At 49.2% G+C, this 18,153-nt stretch carries 14 protein-coding genes and 2 tRNA genes; 8 read left to right on the forward strand and 8 right to left on the reverse strand.

Features of this window, described 5'->3' with window-relative positions:
* The first annotated feature begins 456 nt into the window (after positions 1–456).
* Positions 457–2,094, forward strand: coding sequence for an ABC-F family ATP-binding cassette domain-containing protein (locus RDN79_RS04810; RefSeq protein WP_298547356.1), 1,638 nt, complete (start codon positions 457–459; stop codon positions 2,092–2,094).
* Here RDN79_RS04810 and RDN79_RS04815 read toward each other — a convergent pair.
* The gene (locus RDN79_RS04815; RefSeq protein WP_298547354.1) at positions 2,091–3,569 is read right to left on the reverse strand and encodes a DUF3943 domain-containing protein; all 1,479 of its coding nucleotides are present in this window, start codon (positions 3,567–3,569) and stop codon (positions 2,091–2,093) included. The two genes, RDN79_RS04810 and RDN79_RS04815, sit on opposite strands and share 4 nt — an antisense overlap.
* A gap of 155 nt (positions 3,570–3,724) precedes the next feature.
* On the opposite strand from RDN79_RS04815, the gene RDN79_RS04820 reads away from it, so the two are divergent.
* From RDN79_RS04820 to RDN79_RS04850, 7 genes are all read left to right on the forward strand, one after another.
* Positions 3,725–4,336, forward strand: coding sequence for a trimeric intracellular cation channel family protein (locus RDN79_RS04820; protein ID WP_298547352.1), 612 nt, complete (start codon positions 3,725–3,727; stop codon positions 4,334–4,336).
* A gap of 20 nt (positions 4,337–4,356) precedes the next feature.
* Positions 4,357–5,427, forward strand: a complete 1,071-nt coding sequence (locus tag RDN79_RS04825; RefSeq protein WP_298547350.1) for an asparaginase — start codon at positions 4,357–4,359, stop codon at positions 5,425–5,427.
* Positions 5,428–5,457: 30 nt separating this feature from the next.
* Positions 5,458–6,261: an MBL fold metallo-hydrolase gene (locus RDN79_RS04830; protein WP_298547348.1), complete on the forward strand. Its 804-nt coding sequence runs from the start codon at positions 5,458–5,460 to the stop codon at positions 6,259–6,261.
* A 92-nt stretch (positions 6,262–6,353) separates the two neighbouring features.
* A tRNA-Lys gene (locus tag RDN79_RS04835) sits at positions 6,354–6,426 on the forward strand.
* A gap of 28 nt (positions 6,427–6,454) precedes the next feature.
* A tRNA-Lys gene (locus RDN79_RS04840) sits at positions 6,455–6,527 on the forward strand.
* Between the two features lie 287 nt (positions 6,528–6,814).
* Positions 6,815–7,723: an AraC family transcriptional regulator gene (locus RDN79_RS04845; protein WP_298547346.1), complete on the forward strand. Its 909-nt coding sequence runs from the start codon at positions 6,815–6,817 to the stop codon at positions 7,721–7,723.
* 15 nt (positions 7,724–7,738) lie between these two features.
* A complete protein-coding gene (locus tag RDN79_RS04850; RefSeq protein WP_298547343.1) occupies positions 7,739–8,638 on the forward strand; it encodes an AraC family transcriptional regulator in 900 nt (299 codons plus the stop codon).
* Between the two features lie 338 nt (positions 8,639–8,976).
* Here the strand turns inward: RDN79_RS04850 and RDN79_RS04855 are convergent, their stop codons facing one another.
* From RDN79_RS04855 to RDN79_RS04885, 7 genes are all read right to left on the reverse strand, one after another.
* Entirely contained in the window at positions 8,977–10,653 is a 1,677-nt protein-coding gene (locus RDN79_RS04855) for a sodium:solute symporter (protein ID WP_298547341.1), read from the reverse strand.
* Positions 10,654–10,662: 9 nt separating this feature from the next.
* Positions 10,663–11,100 carry a ribose 5-phosphate isomerase B gene (gene rpiB, locus RDN79_RS04860; RefSeq protein ID WP_298547339.1) on the reverse strand — a complete coding sequence of 146 codons (438 nt, stop codon included), beginning with the start codon at positions 11,098–11,100 and terminating at the stop codon, positions 10,663–10,665.
* A gap of 97 nt (positions 11,101–11,197) precedes the next feature.
* On the reverse strand, positions 11,198–13,225 hold the full coding sequence (locus tag RDN79_RS04865; protein ID WP_298547336.1) for a transketolase: 2,028 nt from the start codon (positions 13,223–13,225) through the stop codon (positions 11,198–11,200).
* A gap of 61 nt (positions 13,226–13,286) precedes the next feature.
* Positions 13,287–14,963 carry a ribulokinase gene (locus tag RDN79_RS04870; RefSeq protein ID WP_298547332.1) on the reverse strand — a complete coding sequence of 559 codons (1,677 nt, stop codon included), beginning with the start codon at positions 14,961–14,963 and terminating at the stop codon, positions 13,287–13,289.
* A gap of 3 nt (positions 14,964–14,966) precedes the next feature.
* Positions 14,967–16,478 (reverse strand): L-arabinose isomerase, encoded by a 1,512-nt coding sequence (gene araA / locus RDN79_RS04875; protein WP_298547330.1) that lies wholly within the window; start codon positions 16,476–16,478, stop codon positions 14,967–14,969.
* A 27-nt stretch (positions 16,479–16,505) separates the two neighbouring features.
* Positions 16,506–17,192, reverse strand: coding sequence for an L-ribulose-5-phosphate 4-epimerase (locus RDN79_RS04880; RefSeq protein WP_298547328.1), 687 nt, complete (start codon positions 17,190–17,192; stop codon positions 16,506–16,508).
* A 249-nt stretch (positions 17,193–17,441) separates the two neighbouring features.
* Entirely contained in the window at positions 17,442–18,134 is a 693-nt protein-coding gene (locus RDN79_RS04885; RefSeq protein WP_298547326.1) for an NUDIX domain-containing protein, read from the reverse strand.
* Between the last annotated feature and the right edge of the window lie 19 nt (positions 18,135–18,153).

The raw sequence follows: 18,153 nt of genomic DNA on the forward strand, positions 1-18,153 counted from the left end.
GGGCGGAATTTTATATAACTGTCCAAAGGCAAATCGGCCGTATCTCTGTCTTTTCCTTGACCTCTTCCAATAATTAGAAAACCTTGTCAAATCATTGGACAGTGGTGAATCAAATGGGTGCTTATTGTCATTTTCCCAAAAACGACATTGGCTCAAAACGAAACTCTACCGCATCTAATTCGATTTTCTACCCCATTTAGTTCAAATTACCCGCAGGGGTAATATTTTTTAACAAACAGCTGATTTTGTATGTTTTTATGGATCAGCTATTTGTGATAAATATGCGTTTAAGGGGGGATATTGTCGTTTTTTTGTGAATTTAATGTCCCGGAAAGCGGAAAAATCCTCGGCCCTTTGAATGTGGTCTGAGGGTGAATGACGCACGATTATTATCATTCCTATTTATTTATTACCTTTGCCGCTCGTTTTATAAAAGCAATACATTATATATATTATATGATTTCAGTAGACGGACTAACAGTAGAGTTTGGCGGTAGCGCATTATTTTCGGATATATCTTTTGTCATTAACGAGAAAGACCGGATTGCCCTGATGGGAAAGAACGGCGCAGGGAAATCCACCTTGTTGAAGATATTGGCGGGTGTGCGCGAACCGACTCGCGGGAAAGTATCCGCACCGAAAGATACCGTTGTCGCATATCTTCCGCAGCATTTGATGACGGAAGACGGCCGTACCGTTTTTGAAGAAACAGCCCAGGCTTTTGCGCATCTGCACGAGATGGAGGCGGAGATTGCCGCTCTCAACAAGGAATTGGAGACGCGCACCGATTATGAGTCGGACAGCTACATGGAGCTGATCGAGCGTGTTTCGACTTTGAGCGAGAAGTTCTATTCCATTGAAGAGATTAATTATGACGCCGATATCGAGAAGACCTTGTTGGGGCTTGGTTTTACCCGCGAAGACTTTACCCGCCAGACGAGCGAGTTCAGCGGTGGCTGGCGCATGCGTATCGAATTGGCGAAACTGTTGTTGAAGAAGCCGGATGTGCTCTTGTTGGACGAGCCGACCAACCATCTCGATATCGAGTCGATCCAGTGGTTGGAAGATTTCCTGATCGACAACGGGCAGGCAGTAGTCGTGATCAGCCACGACCGCGCGTTCGTAGATCATATCACGACCCGTACGATCGAAGTGACGATGGGCCGCATCTACGATTATAAGGTCAATTACAGCCAATACCTTCAACTGCGCAAGGAGCGTCGCGAACAGCAACAGAAGGCATATGACGAGCAACAGAAGTTCATTGCCGAGACGAAAGATTTTATCGAACGTTTCAAAGGCACTTATTCCAAGACCTTGCAGGTGCAGAGCCGTGTGAAGATGCTCGAAAAACTGGAGATTCTGGAAGTGGACGAGGAAGATACTTCCGCTCTGCGCCTGAAATTCCCGCCTTCGCCCCGTTCGGGTTCCTATCCGGTGACGATCGAGGATGTGTCGAAATCGTACGGGGAGCATACCGTTTTCCGTAATGCCAATCTGACGATCGAGCGGGGTGACAAGATCGCTTTCGTCGGAAAGAACGGGGAAGGCAAATCCACGTTGGTTAAGTGCATCATGAAAGAAATCGAGCATGACGGCACGTTGACGATCGGGCATAACGTGATGATCGGTTATTTCGCGCAGAACCAGGCTTCCCTTTTGGATGAAAACCTGACGGTGTTCCAGACGATAGACGATGTCGCAAAAGGGGATATCCGCAACAAGATCAAGGACCTGCTGGGTGCTTTCATGTTCGGGGGCGAGAATTCTGCCAAAAAAGTAAAAGTGCTCTCCGGCGGCGAGCGTACCCGCCTGGCCATGATCAAGCTGCTGCTGGAGCCTGTCAACCTGCTGATCCTCGACGAGCCGACGAACCATCTGGACATGAAAACGAAAGATATCCTGAAGCAAGCCTTGATGGATTTTGACGGGACGCTGATCGTCGTTTCCCATGACCGTGACTTCCTGGACGGCCTTGTGACCAAAGTTTACGAGTTCGGAAACAAGAAAGTGACGGAACATCTTGAGGGTATCTACGAGTTCCTGCAACGCAAGAAGATGGAGAACCTGAACGAGCTGGAACGGAAGAGCTAAATCCGTATTCCCAGTCCGAGCATCAGGTCGTAAGTGGAATAGTCCACCCGGGGATAATACCTGTAGTTTGTCCGTCGGGAGAAATAGCGGTTCGTCAGGGTGATGTTCCACTTGTCCTTCAATAGATAAGCCAGTTTCATCGAGAAGATGGTCAGGCGTGCGTTCCCGGCATCGCCTTGGATGTTCAGGGTGGTGGGGTCTGCCTGCGACCAGTCGATATCCGGATCGTATCCTTTCCAGGTAAAGATATGATAGTTTTCCATGTTGAGCAGGAACGCCAATCGTTTGTTGTAGATGATGCCCGCACCGGCCTTGGTGCTGTAGCCGCTCCCTAAGTTATAATCCCGTTCGCCGAGCAGCATGTAATCCGACAGGCTGGCTCCTAAAGCTACGCCGTTTGCATACAGTTCGGCATAGATATCAGCTTTGTCTCCCGGTGTGGCCTGCTTGTAATAGATCAAGCCGGCTCCTGCTGCTGCCGGTGCCGCGATGCGGTAGGGAGGAACGGTGAGGTCGCTCCCGTTGCGGAGTTCCGAGTTATAGAAGTCGAAATGTTGGAAAAATCCGGCGGAAAGGGAACGCGCTTCCTTCGTCCAAACAGTTTTCCCCCACAAGGCCCCGATGGCATTGACCTGGCTGACGACGGGCTGTGCTGAGAATAGATCCATTCCGAAGTTGAAACGGAACCATTCGTAGGGAGAATAAAAATCATCGTTGATCGGATTCCCGTAGTTGATGCGGAGATTGATGTTCAAACTCGTTGTCCCTCGTTTCGAACCTTCCTGCTCTGCCAGGAAGCGGGGACCCATCGTGACGATGAAGTTGACGGGGACGGAAGAATAGGTTCGTCCTTTTGAAGAACTGTGCCGCCAGGCTTCCCCCGAAATGATGCGGTTGAAGGCGCGGACCGGCGACAAGACGCCCGCCAACACCTCGCGCCCCACGCGTTCGGCTCCCGACGAGCGGTTATCGATGAACAGGTCGGACAGCCGGTAGGTGATTTCACCCAGTTCGATTCCTCCGAACGTCGTCGCCAGCATGTCGTTGATCGAAGGCGGTTCGTTCTCCATAAAGAACTCCCACATCAGGCTGCCGCCGGCCGCAAAAGGGGCGGATTGCCAGAAGTTCATCCCGTTGCTGCGGGCTGCGTTGAAATAGAGCGAACCGTGGTAGGGATGGGAGAACAGGTTCGTCGTGAACTGGTCGGTGTCCCATACCGGACCTTTTTTGAAATTGCTTTTGATCGTATGTCCGTTGATATAGGCCCAGTCCTCTTTTACGATATACCGGTCGAAGCTCCAGACGACCATATTGAGCCCGAATGTTTCGAGCGCCGCTTTCCAGGGTCGGCGGGGCTGGAATAGGGTTGTGTCGCTTATGTAATGACGATATTTTATTTGAGGTATGTATTCTTGTCCCCATATCCATGAAGACGAAAGCAGACAAACGAGACCGGTTAATATAAATTTCTTCATTATTCCTTAATTAGATAATCATCAGCACTTTTTTGAATGCAAACTTATATATAATTAACAGCCGGATATTCGTTTGGTTTAAATTATTATCAGGTCGTCTCGATAGAAAACCGCAACATTGCGAGGAAATACTTATTTTTGCAGAAAAAATCAAAATGATAGACTTCATTACGTTTTGCGATTACACCGGGACATTCGCTTTTGCGATTAGCGGTATCCGTTTGGCTTCTGCTAAACAATTTGACTGGTTCGGAGCTTATGTCGTCGGTGTGGTTACGGCGGTGGGAGGCGGTACGATCCGCGATATCCTGCTCAATGCCACTCCTTTCTGGATGGAACAGGCTTCTTATCTCATCATATCGGCGTTGGCATTGCTCTTCGTTATCATCTTTCGGAAATATGTGATCAGTTTGAACAATACGTTCTTCATTTTCGATGCTATCGGGCTGGGGCTGTTCGGCGTGGTCGGTATCGAGAAGGCGCTGGCATTCGGGTTTCCGATGTGGGTGGCTATTGTGATGGGAACGATTACGGGCGCTTTTGGCGGTATGATCCGCGATATCCTGATCAACGAGGTGCCGCTGATTTTCCGGAAAGACATTTATGCCCTGGCATGCGTGTTCGGAGGCTTGATTTATTATGCTTGCCTGCAGATGGGGATCGGGCCGTCGCTGACGCAGCTTATTGCTGCTACCGGGATATTCGTTTCACGGATAGTGGCGGTAAAATATCATATAAGCGTCCCTGTATTAAAAGGGGAAGAATAAATTTATTAACTTTGCGATTTATGACAGCAAATATGAACACTCAAAGTGAGAAAGCCTCGATCCTGCTCATCTATACGGGCGGAACGATCGGTATGATCGAAAACCCCGAAACCGGAGTGTTGGAATCGTTCAATTTCCAGCATTTGAAGGATAATATGCCGGAGTTGAAGAAGTTGGGCTATGCGGTTTCGACCATCCAGTTCGATCCGGCCATGGATTCATCGGAGATGGGGCCGGAGTCATGGATGAAGATCGTGAGGATTATTGCCGACAATTACCAGCTGTACGACGGCTTTGTCGTGCTTCACGGTACGGACACGATGTCTTTCACGGCATCCGCTTTGAGTTTTATGCTGGAGAATTTAAGCAAGCCGGTCATCTTTACCGGTTCGCAATTGCCGATCGGTATGTTGCGGACCGACGGGAAAGAAAACCTGATCACCGCTATCGAGATTGCCGCGGCAAAGGAAAACGGCATCCCGGTTGTGCCGGAGGTTTGTATCTTTTTCGAAAATGACTTGTTGAGGGGAAACCGTACGAGTAAGATCAATGCGGACAACTTCAATGCTTTCCGTTCATACAATTATCCGCCGCTGGCACATGCCGGCATTTACATAAAGTATGACACGCAGCAGGTTTACCACCCTGTTTCGAGAAGGCCTTTGAAACCGCATTACCTCTTGGACCGGAATATTGCGGTGCTGAAACTTTTTCCGGGGATTTCTCCCCAGGTAGTGGAAAGCATCCTGAACATACCGGGGTTGAAGGGGGTCGTGATGGAGACGTTCGGGAGCGGTAACGCGCCGTGCTACGATTGGTTCCTGACGATGCTGAAAGATGCGGTCAGCCGGGGAATTGTGATTGTGAATGTAACCCAGTGTAGTGCCGGAAGCGTGGAAATGCACCGGTATGAGACAGGGCATAAATTGTTGGAAGCGGGGGTGATAAGCGGATTCGACAGTACGACCGAAAGTGCCGTCACCAAGCTCATGTTCCTTTTCGGCCACGGCCTGACGCCGGAGGAGGTGAAGGATCACATGAACTGTTCGCTGATCGGGGAGGTGACGATCCCCGACACGTTTCGCCCGTAATTCCTGTTAAGGACTGAATTGGAAATTAAAATGAAACTATCATTTCTGAGTTTAGCAAGTGGAAGCAGTGGAAACTGCTATTATCTGGGAACACCCGAATTCGGCGTGTTGATTGATGCAGGTATCGGTATTCGTACCATAAAGAAGGTGTTGAAAGATAAAGCGATCGATTTCTCCAAAATTATTGCAGTCCTGATTACGCATGATCATGCCGATCATATCAAGACCGTAGGTTGCCTGGGAGAGAAACACTGTATTCCTGTCTATACGACGGAGGCTGTCCACCGGGGGATCAACAAAAGCCGCTACGTGGAGGAAACGCTTGTCGCTTCGCGTAAAGTGATCGAAAAGGAAGTGCCTTTTATGATCCGCGATTTTCGCATTACCGCTTTCGAGGTCCCGCATGACAGTACCGACAATGTCGGCTATTATATCGAATATGGCGATCATAAGTTCACGTTGGCAACGGATGTCGGCCATATCACCGAAACGGTAAGCAAATATATGAGCATGGCGAACCACCTGATCATAGAAGCCAATTATGACGAGGAGATGTTGCAGTTCGGCACGTACCCTGCTTTCCTGAAGGAACGCGTAGCCAGTCCGACCGGACATTTGAGCAACCGTGAAGCTGCCGAATTCCTCGCCACCCATTATGATCCCAAACTGAAAGATATCTGGTTGTGCCACCTGAGCCGTGACAATAACCATCCCGAACTTGCCTTTAAGACAGTTGATTTCCGTCTGTTCCAGGAGGGGGTACGGGTAGGAAAGGATGTCTCCCTGCATGCGCTGAAGCGGACTACACCGTCTGATATTTTTGAGTTTGAGTAAATTTTTATGTAAAAAACTGCGGGAAAAGTTTGCAAAGAAAAATTAAACTCCTATCTTTGCACCCGCAATCGAGAAACAACGATAGCATGAATGACTTGGTAGCTCAGTTGGTAGAGCAAATGACTCTTAATCATTGGGTCGAGGGTTCGAGCCCCTCCCAGGTCACTCAACAAAAACAAAACCGACAAACATCGACTTGGTAGCTCAGTTGGTAGAGCAAATGACTCTTAATCATTGGGTCGAGGGTTCGAGCCCCTCCCAGGTCACAAGTGACAACAAGTTACAAACAGCATTTTACAGTTGATACTGTGAAGTGCTGTTTTTGTTTATGGACCCTTTTATTGGGGGAATTAAGGTCGGCGGATTTTCCCGGTGGGCAGAGGGGATCATTATCCGGCAACAAGATGCATCTCTTTTATCTTATAAAAACAGTAACAATGGTTAGGTAATCCGTAATTAGGGTAATGAATATGTCTGGATTATCTTTTATTTTTGTAACCGGAATATTGTAGGTGATATATGTTATTGCTCGGTAAGTTAAATATTTGCGGTTATGGATAAGATACTCAATTTGGATAGTGTGGATCTGTATAACAAATTATACGGCCTTGAAACGCTGAACCCGCTGATCAGCGTGATCGACCTGAACAAAGCGACCAGCGGTGTGGACCTCATCCGGTTCAACTATGGTGTTTATGCATTATACCTGAAACTTGAAAAGGCCTGCGACATCCGATACGGGCGTCGGACTTACGATTATCAGGAAGGCACCATCGTCTGTTTTGCTCCCGGACAGACGGCGGAGACGACTCCGACGACAGATAAGGTCCAGGTGAACGTCTATGGGATTCTTTTTCATCCTGACCTGCTGCGGGGGACGTCGCTGGGGAAGGCAATCAAGAAATACACGTTCTTTTCTTATGAGGTAAACGAAGCGTTGCATCTTTCGGAAGAGGAGAGGGGCATTGTGATGGATTGCCTGAAGATTATACGCATGGAGCTGGAACATGGCGTGGACAAGCATAGCAAGACTTTGCTGGTGAACCATATCGAATTGCTCCTTAACTATTGCATGCGTTTCTACGAACGCCAGTTTATCACCCGCAGCAAGGCGAACAGCGATGTGCTGACACGCTTCGAGAGCTTGCTGGACGAGTATTTCGAAGGGACGGCCGCCGAGAGCAACGGCCTGCCTACGGTGAAATACTTTGCCGACAAGCTCTGTCTTTCGTCCAACTATTTTGGCGATATGTTCAAGAAGGAAACCGGAAAGACACCGCAGGAATATATTCAGACGAAGGTTATCGAACTGGCCAAGGAACGTATCTCCTCCGCAGCGGAGGAAACGGTCAGCCGGATTGCCTACTCGCTGGGATTCCAGTATCCGCAGCATTTCTGCCGCTTGTTCAAGAAGCGGGTAGGGTGTACGCCGAATGAATTTCGGGCACAAAACAGTTTGTGAGTGAATTTTTAGGCGATGAAAGAAAAGACGTTGGACATAAAGACCGTATGCGAATGCAATCGGTGCTTGGGGTGCGAGACGCTCCATCCGCAGGTAAGTATCATCAATCTGGAGAATCCGAATCTGGAACAGGATGCCGTAAGGTTCGAATTCTATGCCATCCTGCTGATTGAAGATTGTGAAAACGGGTGCGATTGTTGCGGGCGTAAATATTACGACTATTCCAATGCAACGATGGTGTTTCTCACTCCCGGCGAAATTTTCGGTATGAACGAGAACAATACGCTTCCCGACAAGGGGTATCTTTTGGCGTTCCATCCCGATTTGCTGTTCCGTACTTCGTTGAAAAATCATATCAAGTATTATACCTTCTTTTCCTACCGCAAGGAAGAGGCACTGCATCTTTCGCAACGGGAAACGGCGAAAGTGACCTGTTGCCTTGAAAATATCGAAGATGAGCTTCATCATGCCATAGACACGCATAGCAGTACCATCCTGTCCCGCCATATCGAACTGTTGCTGGATTACTGTACGCGCTATTACGAGCGGCAGTTCATTACCCGTGAAAACAAAAACAAGGTGATTCTGGGGAAAATGGATAAGATTCTCGACGACTATATCGCCTCCGGTAAGCTACAGGACGGCAAGTTGCCCACTGATGCCTATTGTGCTGGGAATCTGAACTTGTCCGTCGCTTATTTTAATGACCTGTTGAAGTTTGAGACGGGTAAGACGCTTACCGAGTATTTCCAACTAAAACGGTTATCTGTCGCCAAGAACCTTTTGTTGAGAACGGACAGCACGCCCGCTGCCATTGCCTGTCGGTTGGGGTATCCGAATGTTCAGCATTTCAGTTTAATATTCAAGAAGATAACCGGTTTTGCTCCAAATGAATACCGGTGTTCACAGAGTTGAGCAGATAAGTAAATGAACACCCGGATGTTCCCGATTAGGCATCCGGATGTTCATACCCGCTACATGGGGGTGTAGGGTATGCGGACATGGGGGTGTCGATGAGTGTTTCCACTTGCCGTTTGCATTTTTCCCTACTTGTTTTTCAAGAAAAGCTTTCTTTATGTCAATAGAAGCATTTGTTTGTGTGATAGACGAGTGATAGAGGAGTGATAGATAAAAATGCCCTCTATCACACCTTCCACGTTATGAATATCAAAGCATACAAGAGAAAGTGTGATAGAGTGACAGAGATTTTGGAAAACACGGGTTCTTGTGTCTCTTCCGGTTGCTTGCCGGTATTACCAGAAATACCAATAGAATGCAGCCGTAATACCCAGGATGATAACGGAATGGATCACATCCCAATGATTCCAGCTTGCACGTGTGGCCGCCCGCTCTTCCGGCGTCGCCGTTCCGAATACCAGACCTTGTATCTTTCCGGCTTCGGGGGCTTTCGTGCAAAGACTGACAATGATTGTCAGGATGATGCAGAAGAGGAACATCCATCCGCAGAAGAACAACCAGTTCATGTCATAGAACAGGGCTTTGAACAGGTTGTCGGATGCGTCGACCGCATTGCTGTAATAAACTTTGGCTCCCAGGCGGGTAATACCGATGATGATACCTGCCAGCATTCCCCACATGCCTCCTTGGGCGGAAGTGCGTTTCCAGCAAACACCCAACAGGAAGGCGGCGGCGATGCCCGGTGACAGTACGGATTGTACGTCCTGAAGGTAATTATAGAGGACATCTCCGACGCTGCGCATGATCGGAATCCAGAGGATACCCAGAATCACGATTACGACTGTTGCGATCTGACCGATTACAACCAGCTTCTTTTCGGGCGTTTCCGGCTTGAAACGTTTATAAAAGTCGATCGTGAACAACATTGCCGACGAGTTGAACAGGGAGGCCAGCGAACTCATAAGAGCGGCCAGAATACCACATACGACAAGCCCTTTCACGCCTGCCGGAAGCAGTTTCGCTACCAGTGTCGGGAAGGCTGCATCCGGGATGGAGAGCTTGAATACCTCGCCATTGATCACCACTCCGTTTTTACTCAATGCAAAAGCGATCATTCCCGGAATCAGGAAGAGGAATACCGGGAGCAGCTTTAGGTAGGCCCCGAAGATGGCGCCACGGCGGGCTTGCTTCATATCTTTGCCCGAAAGGACACGCTGCACGATGTACTGGTCGGTACACCAATACCAGAAGCCGATGATGGAGGAACCGATCAACGCACCGAGCCACGGATATTGCGGGTCGCGGTTGTCACGGATCAGTTGCGTCATGGTATCGCCGTAATCGTTTACGACGACGGATTTGCATGCAGCCATCATTTCATCCCAGCCGCCTAATGCCTTAAAGCCGAGCACGAGGATAATCAGCGAGCCTAACAGCAGGATCGGGGTTTGGAGTACGGATGTGTAAAGAACGGATTTCATTCCCCCTACAATCGTATAAAGAGCGGTTAACAAGACCAGCCCGATCGCCGCAATCCAGAAAAAGTCGATCCCCCACAATTCCTTGATGCCGAAAACCTGCTGGAACACCAATCCGCCGGCATAAACAGTAACGGCTACTTTTGTCAATACATAACTGATTAATGAGATGATGGAAAGGATGGTACGGGATTGCGGGTTATATCGCCTCTCCAGAAATTCAGGCATTGTGTACACCATACTGCGTGTATAGAAGGGGACGAATACCCAGCCGAGGATCAGGATCATCCATCCCTGGATTTCCCAATGGGCCATTGCCATGCCACTGGAAGCTCCTGCTCCTGCCAGTCCGATAAGATGTTCCGAACCGATATTGGATGCGAAAATGGATGCACCGATAGCGAGCCAGGTGGCATCGCGGCCGCCGAGGAAATAGTCGGCAGAGTTGTTTTGTTTTTGTTTAGATACCCATATAATAATCCCAATTAGAGCTAAAGCGAATAGCCCTATTACAATGAAGTCTAATGTTGCCATAATAGTGTTTTACATGATTTTAGGGATTTTGTCAATCCTGCGCTGATGCCGACCGCCTTCGAACGAGGTGTTCAGGAAGGCTTCGACCGTGTGAGTGGCTTCCTCTTGACTGATAAATCTGCCGGGCATTACAAGTACGTTGGCGTCGTTGTGCTCGCGTGCGAGACGTGCTATCTCTTCCTGCCAGCACAGAGCGGCCCGTATTCCCTGATGTTTATTGAGTGTCATGGCTATTCCGTTTCCGGATCCGCAGATAGCTATTCCGGGATATACTTCGCCGGCTTCTACAGCTTCGGCAAGCGGATGGGCGTAATCGGGATAATCACAACTTTCTGTCGAGCAGGTTCCGAAATCTTTATAGGCTAACCCTTTCGAGTCGAGTATTTGTTTCACGAATTCTTTCAGTTCGTATCCTGCGTGGTCGCTACATAAACCTAATGTTTTCATATTTATCTGTTAGAGGAGGTTGGGATTTGTGATTTCAGATTCATGATTTATGAAGAGTTGGTAAATCATAAATCATAAACCTGAAATCATAAATCTATTAGTTCAATAATTCTTTTACCTGATTGTACACGTTCTGTCCCGTGAAGCCGAGTTTTTCGTCCAGTACCTTGTACGGAGCGGAGAACCCGAATGATTCGAGTCCCCAAACCTTGCCGTTGGCGCCAACCAACCCTTCCAGGTTGACCGGCAGGCCGGCTGTAAGCCCGAATACCTTGCTTCCTGTCGGAATGACGGATTCCTGGTATTCCTTGCTCTGGTTGCGGAATAAGCCTTCAGAAGGAACAGATACGATGCGGACCTTGATGCCGTCGGCACGAAGCAATGCTGCTCCTTCTTCCAATGTGGAGACTTCCGAACCGGAAGCGACCATGATTACATCAGGGTTTTCGTCACCTTCTACAATATAAGCACCCTTTTCAGCCTGCAAAGCTTCGTCGTAACGGTTCCCCTTTGCGGGCAGGTCAGTGATGTTCTGACGGGAAAGAATCAAAGCTGTCGGAGTGGCTGTGTTTTCCATGGCCATCTTCCAGGCGATTGTCGTTTCGGTCACGTCTGCCGGACGAAGTACCAACATGGAGTTGTGTCCCTTGTGGTTCTTCAGTTTTTCCATCAGACGGATCTGCGCTTCCTGCTCGACCGGTTCGTGTGTCGGGCCGTCTTCGCCTACGCGGAAAGCATCGTGAGACCAGATGAACTTAACCGGCTGTTCCATCAGGGCAGCCATGCGGATTGCCGGTTTCATATAGTCGGAGAATACGAAGAACGTACCGCAAGCGACGATTACGCCTCCGTGGAGCGACATGCCGATACATAAGCAGGCCATCGTCAGTTCGGAAACGCCGGCCTGAAGGAATGCACCGCTGAAATCGCCTTTCACGAATGCGTGTGTTTTCTTCAGGAAGCCGTCGGTCTTGTCCGAATTGGAAAGGTCGGCTGAAGAAACGACCATGTTTTCCACTTGGGTGGCTAATACGCCTAACACGGTTGCGGAAGCGGCACGGGTTGCCTGGTTTGCTTTCTGTTCGATCGCTTTCCAGTCGATAACCGGTGCTTTGCCTGAGAACCATTGTTCCATTTTGGCAGCCAGTTCCGGATTGGCTTTCGCCCATTCGGCTTTCGCGGCATGGCGTTCTGCAACGATTGCTTCCAACTCCTTGGCACGTTTAGCATAAAGTTCTGCAACTTCAGTGAAGATCTGGAACGGGTCGTCCGGGTTTCCTCCCAAGTTCAGGATGGTGTCTGCGATAGAGACGCCGGCTGCCGAAAGAGGTTGTCCGTGTGTGGACACCTTGTTTTCGTAGTTGCTCTTGTCAGTACCCACGGCGCCTTTGCCCATGATCGTGTTACCGATAATCAGGGTAGGACGGGATGTTTCGGCTTTCGCCTCGGTCAATGCCCGGCGGATTTCCGTTACATCGTTTCCGTTGATCGTGATGACTTTCCAGCCCCATGCTTCGTATTTCATGGCTACGTTTTCAGCAGTCACTTCGCCTACGGTTGTCGAAAGCTGGATATTGTTGGCATCGTAGAACATGATCAGGTTGTCCAGTCCCAGCGTACCGGCAATACGTCCGGCTCCTTGGGATATCTCTTCCTGAATGCCACCGTCGGAAATATATGTATAAATCGTTTGATTCATGACGTCACCCAGACGCGCCTTCAAGAACTTGGCTGCGATAGCGGCACCTACGGCGTAGGTGTGGCCTTGTCCGAGCGGACCGGATGTGTTTTCTATACCACGCATCACATTGACTTCGGGATGTCCCGGAGTCACGCTACCCCACTGGCGGAACTCTTTCAGTTCGTCGATCGTGAATTTACCTGTGAGGGCGAGTACTGAATAAAGCATCGGTGACATGTGTCCCGGGTCTTGGAAATAGCGGTCTCTGCCTTCCCATGTGGGATTCTTGGGATCATACACGAGGAACTCTGAAAACAGTACGTTCACAAAGTCTGCACCACCCATTGCACCACCGGGGTGACCGGATTTCGCTTTTTCTACCATTGACGCAGCCAGGATACGGATGTTGTCCGCTGCTTTGTTCATTAAATTAATATCGTTCATTGTGATGAATTATTTTTATTTTTTTGCAAAGATAGGCAATCTCTTCGTAATGACCATCCTGTCAATGAAACAATTCATTTTCGGTAAAGTTCCCTAATTTCCGATATTTCTCATAAAGAGCAAGATACGCCAGGTGATTTTCGTGATTCGGCTGGTATTCTTTTGCAAAACCTTGTCCCATAGACCGCTGTGCATCCTCGATTTTAGGATATATACCGGCTGCTACGGCTGCGAACATGGAAGCTCCGAAAGCGCAAGCCTGTTCCGCTTTGGCCACTTTGATCGGCATATCCAGCACATCCGCCAAAGTCTGCATGACGAACGGGGATTTCAATGAAATGCCGCCGATTCCGATCACACTCTCGATCTTGATGCCGTTCTCCAGGAAGCGGTCGACAATGGCTTTCGAGCCGAAGGCCGTCGCTTCCACCAGGGCGCGGAAGATGAGCGGTGCGGAACTTGCCAGGTTGAGACCGGTGATCGTACCCTTCACCAGCTGGCTGGCGTCGGGGGTGCGGCGACCGTTCATCCAATCGACTGCCAGGATCGTGCTTTCGCTCACCGGCACTTTTGCAGCCTCTTCGGACAGGACGGGAATGATCTTGTCTGCCGTTTCCTCGATCAGCTTGGCTTTTGTCTCTTCATCGACCAGGGTACTCTTGGCCAAGATGTTTTCGAGCGGCCATGCCAGCACGCGTTTGAACCAGGCATAAATATCGCCGAAGCCGGATTGTCCGGCTTCCAACCCGATCATGCCGGGGATAACGGAACCGTCCACCTGGCCGCAGATGCCGGGAACCAGTTTGTCGCCCATTTCTTCATAAGATGAAACCATAATGTCGCAGGTCGACGTGCCGATCACGCGCACGAATGTACGGGGAGTGATCTCGGCTCCGACAGCTCCCATATGGCAGTCGAACGCGCCGACCGAAACAGCCACGCCGGTTGTCAAACCGAGACGTTCCGCCCATTCCGGCGTCAATGTACCTACTTTCGTATCGCTGGTATAAGTTTTCTCGAACAGATGGCTACGGAAACCGGCCAGCTTCGGTTCAAGCGAGGTCAGGAATTCCTCGGTTGGCAGTCCGCCCCATTTTTCCAGCCACATCGCTTTATGTCCGGCTGCACAACGGCTGCGGTACACCTCTTCCGGTTTGGTCTTCCCGGTGATAAGGGCTGGCAACCAGTCGCAATGCTCGATCCAGGCATAGGCCTCCTTGCAGACACTGTCGTCTACACGGAGGACATGCGCCATCTTGGCCCATACCCACTCGGAAGAATAGATGCCGCCTTCGTAGGCGGTGTAGTCGATGCCCCAGCGTTTCGCCAGTTCGTTGATCTCGGCGGCTTCCCGGATGGCGGTATGATCTTTCCAGAGGACGAACATCGCATTCGGGTTTTCTGCATATTCGGGCAGCAAGGCGAGGGGAGTACCGTTCTTGTCGGTCAGGACAGGTGTGCTTCCGGTCGTATCGAAAGCAATGCCGACCACGTTCGGCGCTGTCCCGTCAGGGCATTGTGCGAGTGCATCCTTTACTGTGGCTTCCAACCCTTCTATGTAATCCAACGGATGCTGACGGTACTGGTTTTTTGCGGGGTTGCAATATTTCCCTTCCATCCAGCGGGAATAGTACTTGACAGCCGAAGCTATTTCGCGCCCTGTCGCAGCATCTACGACTACGGCGCGACAGGAGTCGCTGCCGTAGTCCAAGCCTATAACATACTTTTCGTTTGCCATGACTCAAGCCTGTAATGCGCGGTTCAACATATAATACAGATCGTTGTACTGCAATTCTTTCTTGAAGCTGGAAATAGTTGTATCCTTGTCGATCACCACCAGTTCGATACCGGCGATATCGGCATAGTCTTCCATATATTCCACAGTCAGGTCGTAGGAGAAGCTCGTATGATGTGTTCCTCCGGCCAGTATCCAGGCGGCAGCACCGATTTCCAGGTTTGGCTGCGGAATCCAGAGTGCGCTGGCAACCGGAAGGTTCGGTAGCGGTTTGCTCTTGATGCAATCCACTTTGTTTACGATCAGGCGGAAACGGTTTCCCATGTCGACGATTGTGGCAGCAACGCCTTCACCCGGTTTGCTGGTGAATACGAGGCGGGCCGTTTCACTGTCTATGCCGATGCTCAGACGGTGTACTTCCAACTTCGGCTTATGTTCGGCGATCAAGGGGCAAACTTCCAACATATGTGCTTGGAGGATTGCGCTCTTTTCGCCGTCGAAATTCAAAGTGTAATCTTCGAGGAAGGAGCAACCTTTCGGCATTCCCTGGCTCATGAACCACATGGTGCGGTACAGGGCGGCTGTTTTCCAGTCGCCTTCGGCGCCGAAGCCGTAGCCTTCCGCCATCAGGCGTTGTGATGCCAGGCCCGGAATCTGGTCGAAATTGCCGAGGTCGTCGAAATTGGTTGTAAAGGCTTTTGCCCCTTTGTCTTTCAGTATGCGGCGGATGGCGATTTCGGCTTTTGCCGAGTTCCATACTTTCGTATAGGCTTCCGTATTTTTATCTTCCAGTTCGGGTGCATGATCGTACTCGGCGAAATACTGTCCGACAAGTTCCTCCACGTCTTTGTCTTCTACCGTGTCGTAGTATTCCATCAGGTCATTTACCGGACAGTAATCGACATGATAACCTAATTTCAGTTCGGCTTCCACCTTGTCACCGTCTGTAACGGCTACGTTATTCATCTGGTCGCCAAAACGGATGATCAGCATATCCTGCGCATCGGCCCAGGCTGCCGCCACGCGCATCCAGACTGCAATCTTGGCTTGTGCTTTCGGATCTTGCCAGTGACCTACCACAACTTTGCGGTTTTTACGCATCCGGCTTACCATATGGCCGAATTCACGGTCGCCGTGAGCGGACTGGTTCAGGTTCATGAAGTCCATATCCATCGTTTCCCAGGGTATCTCTTTGTTAAACTGGGTGTGGAAATGAAGCAACGGCTTTTTCAGTTCCTGCAGTCCGTGTATCCACATTTTGGCCGGCGAGAAAGTATGCATCCAGGTAATAACACCAATACATTTGTCGTCGTTGTTGGCGGCTTTGAATGCAGCCGTTACCTCTTTTGCCGAGTTAACAGTCCCTTTGTAGACTACTTTTACAGGCAGGTTTCCGGATTCGTTTAATCCTTTTACCATTTCATTGGAATGAGCATCCACCTGAATCACCGCATCACCTCCGTACAGAAGCTGTGCTCCCGTTACGAACCATACTTCAAGATCTTTAAAATTTGTCATGGTTTATTGATTTAATTGTTATGTTATTTATTTTTGTCCGTAATAAGCATTCGGGCCGTGTTTGCGCTCGAAATGTTTTGTGATAAGATATTTGTTCATGGTCAATTGGGGATTGATGCCGTACGAGATATACGCCATCTTGGCCACCTGTTCCATTACGACCGCATTGTAGACGGCTTCTGCTGCATCCTTGCCCCATGCGAACGGGCCGTGGTTTCCCACCAGGACTCCCGGAATGTGTACCGGATTCAGTTCTTTAAAGCGTTCGACGATCACGTTGCCGGTCTCTTTCTCATAATCACCTTCAACCTCCTCCTTCTTCATCGGGCGGGTACAGGGAATAGCGTCGCTGAAATAGTCGGCGTGTGTCGTGCCGATATTCGGAATGTCGCACCCAGCCTGTGCCCAGGATGTAGCATATGTTGAGTGAGTGTGTACGATTCCCCCGATTTCCGGAAATGACTTGTACAGGACCAAATGAGTAGGAGTGTCCGATGATGGTTTGAGGCTGCCTTCCATAACATTCCCGTCCAAGTCGAGCACCACCATGTCACTGGCTTTCATCGTTTCGTAAGAAACTCCGGAAGGTTTGATTACGACCAGGCCTTTTTCCCGGTCTATGGCACTTACGTTTCCCCAGGTAAAAATGACCAATCCGTGTTTTACCAGGTCCAGATTGGCTTTAAAAACCTTTTCTTTTAACTCTTCAACCATACTTATTACTTCTTTATTTGTGGTTTGTATGTGTTCGGGTGTAAAAGTAACACTTTAGTACGGCGAGTGTACAAAAAAAGCTATGTTTTACAACATAGCTACCTTTGTTTTTGCTTTTTATTCTACTGGTATGGGATTTCTGTTCCATGGCCGTAAGATAGTTGTTTCATGGTCATGAGAAGTTTGTTCCATGCCCATGAAATTATAGTTCCATCGGAATGGAAATGAAAAAACATTCGATATCCTTTCCTATAAGGAGAAATAGAACCCTTGTTCGAGCAGATGATCGTATTTTTCTTTGTTGAACATATAATAGAAAGCTCCTCTTTTGGAACCTTTCTTGTCTTTCTCATCCAATTTTTCCAGAATATCCATCGCATTCAGTTTTTTGCGGAAGTTGCGCTTATCCAGCTGGATCTGGTAGATAGCTTCATACAGGCTTTGCAATTGCGGTAACGTAAACTTTTCGGGAAGCAGGTTGAATCCGACCGGGCGGGTAGCCGCTTTTCTGCGCAGACGGACCAATGTGTCGGTGATCATTTGGTTATGGTCGAAAATAAGTTGCGGGACCTCGCTGATCTTGGTCCAGACCGCATTGTGTTCCTCCAGTGTCTCGGCACTGAAGTCGTTCATATTGACGAGTGAATAGTATGCTACGGAGATCACCCGCTCTCCGAGGTCGCGGGTAACATCTCCGTAAGCACCTACTTGTTCCATAAAAAGATTATCGATGCCGGTACAGTCGGTAAGTACGCGTGACGCGGCTTCCTCGATACTTTCACCTGCTTTGATAAAACCGCCCATCAGAGACCATTGTCCCATCATAGGTTCAAACTTACGTTTATAAAGTAAAACATTGAGCTCTTTTTGATCGAATCCGAGTATGATACAATCTACTGCAACGTAAAATTTGGTTTCGTTCTGATAAAAAGCGGCTGTCATGATTTTATGGAATTATAAT

Source organism: uncultured Parabacteroides sp. (assembly GCF_902493135.1).
GTDB lineage: Bacteria > Bacteroidota > Bacteroidia > Bacteroidales > Tannerellaceae > Parabacteroides.

What these genes read in the sequence shown, in the direction of transcription:
- RDN79_RS04820 (WP_298547352.1), top strand. Translation starts at nt 3,725, where the DNA reads ATGATAGACTTCATTACGTTTTGCGATTACACCGGGACATTCGCTTTT.
- RDN79_RS04855 (WP_298547341.1), bottom strand. Translation starts at nt 10,653, where the DNA reads ATGGCAACATTAGACTTCATTGTAATAGGGCTATTCGCTTTAGCTCTA.
- RDN79_RS04885 (WP_298547326.1), bottom strand. Translation starts at nt 18,134, where the DNA reads ATGACAGCCGCTTTTTATCAGAACGAAACCAAATTTTACGTTGCAGTA.
- RDN79_RS04880 (WP_298547328.1), bottom strand. Translation starts at nt 17,192, where the DNA reads ATGGTTGAAGAGTTAAAAGAAAAGGTTTTTAAAGCCAATCTGGACCTG.
- RDN79_RS04870 (WP_298547332.1), bottom strand. Translation starts at nt 14,963, where the DNA reads ATGGCAAACGAAAAGTATGTTATAGGCTTGGACTACGGCAGCGACTCC.
- araA (WP_298547330.1), bottom strand. Translation starts at nt 16,478, where the DNA reads ATGACAAATTTTAAAGATCTTGAAGTATGGTTCGTAACGGGAGCACAG.
- RDN79_RS04810 (WP_298547356.1), top strand. Translation starts at nt 457, where the DNA reads ATGATTTCAGTAGACGGACTAACAGTAGAGTTTGGCGGTAGCGCATTA.
- RDN79_RS04850 (WP_298547343.1), top strand. Translation starts at nt 7,739, where the DNA reads ATGAAAGAAAAGACGTTGGACATAAAGACCGTATGCGAATGCAATCGG.
- rpiB (WP_298547339.1), bottom strand. Translation starts at nt 11,100, where the DNA reads ATGAAAACATTAGGTTTATGTAGCGACCACGCAGGATACGAACTGAAA.
- RDN79_RS04830 (WP_298547348.1), top strand. Translation starts at nt 5,458, where the DNA reads ATGAAACTATCATTTCTGAGTTTAGCAAGTGGAAGCAGTGGAAACTGC.
- RDN79_RS04815 (WP_298547354.1), bottom strand. Translation starts at nt 3,569, where the DNA reads ATGAAGAAATTTATATTAACCGGTCTCGTTTGTCTGCTTTCGTCTTCA.
- RDN79_RS04825 (WP_298547350.1), top strand. Translation starts at nt 4,357, where the DNA reads ATGACAGCAAATATGAACACTCAAAGTGAGAAAGCCTCGATCCTGCTC.
- RDN79_RS04845 (WP_298547346.1), top strand. Translation starts at nt 6,815, where the DNA reads ATGGATAAGATACTCAATTTGGATAGTGTGGATCTGTATAACAAATTA.
- RDN79_RS04865 (WP_298547336.1), bottom strand. Translation starts at nt 13,225, where the DNA reads ATGAACGATATTAATTTAATGAACAAAGCAGCGGACAACATCCGTATC.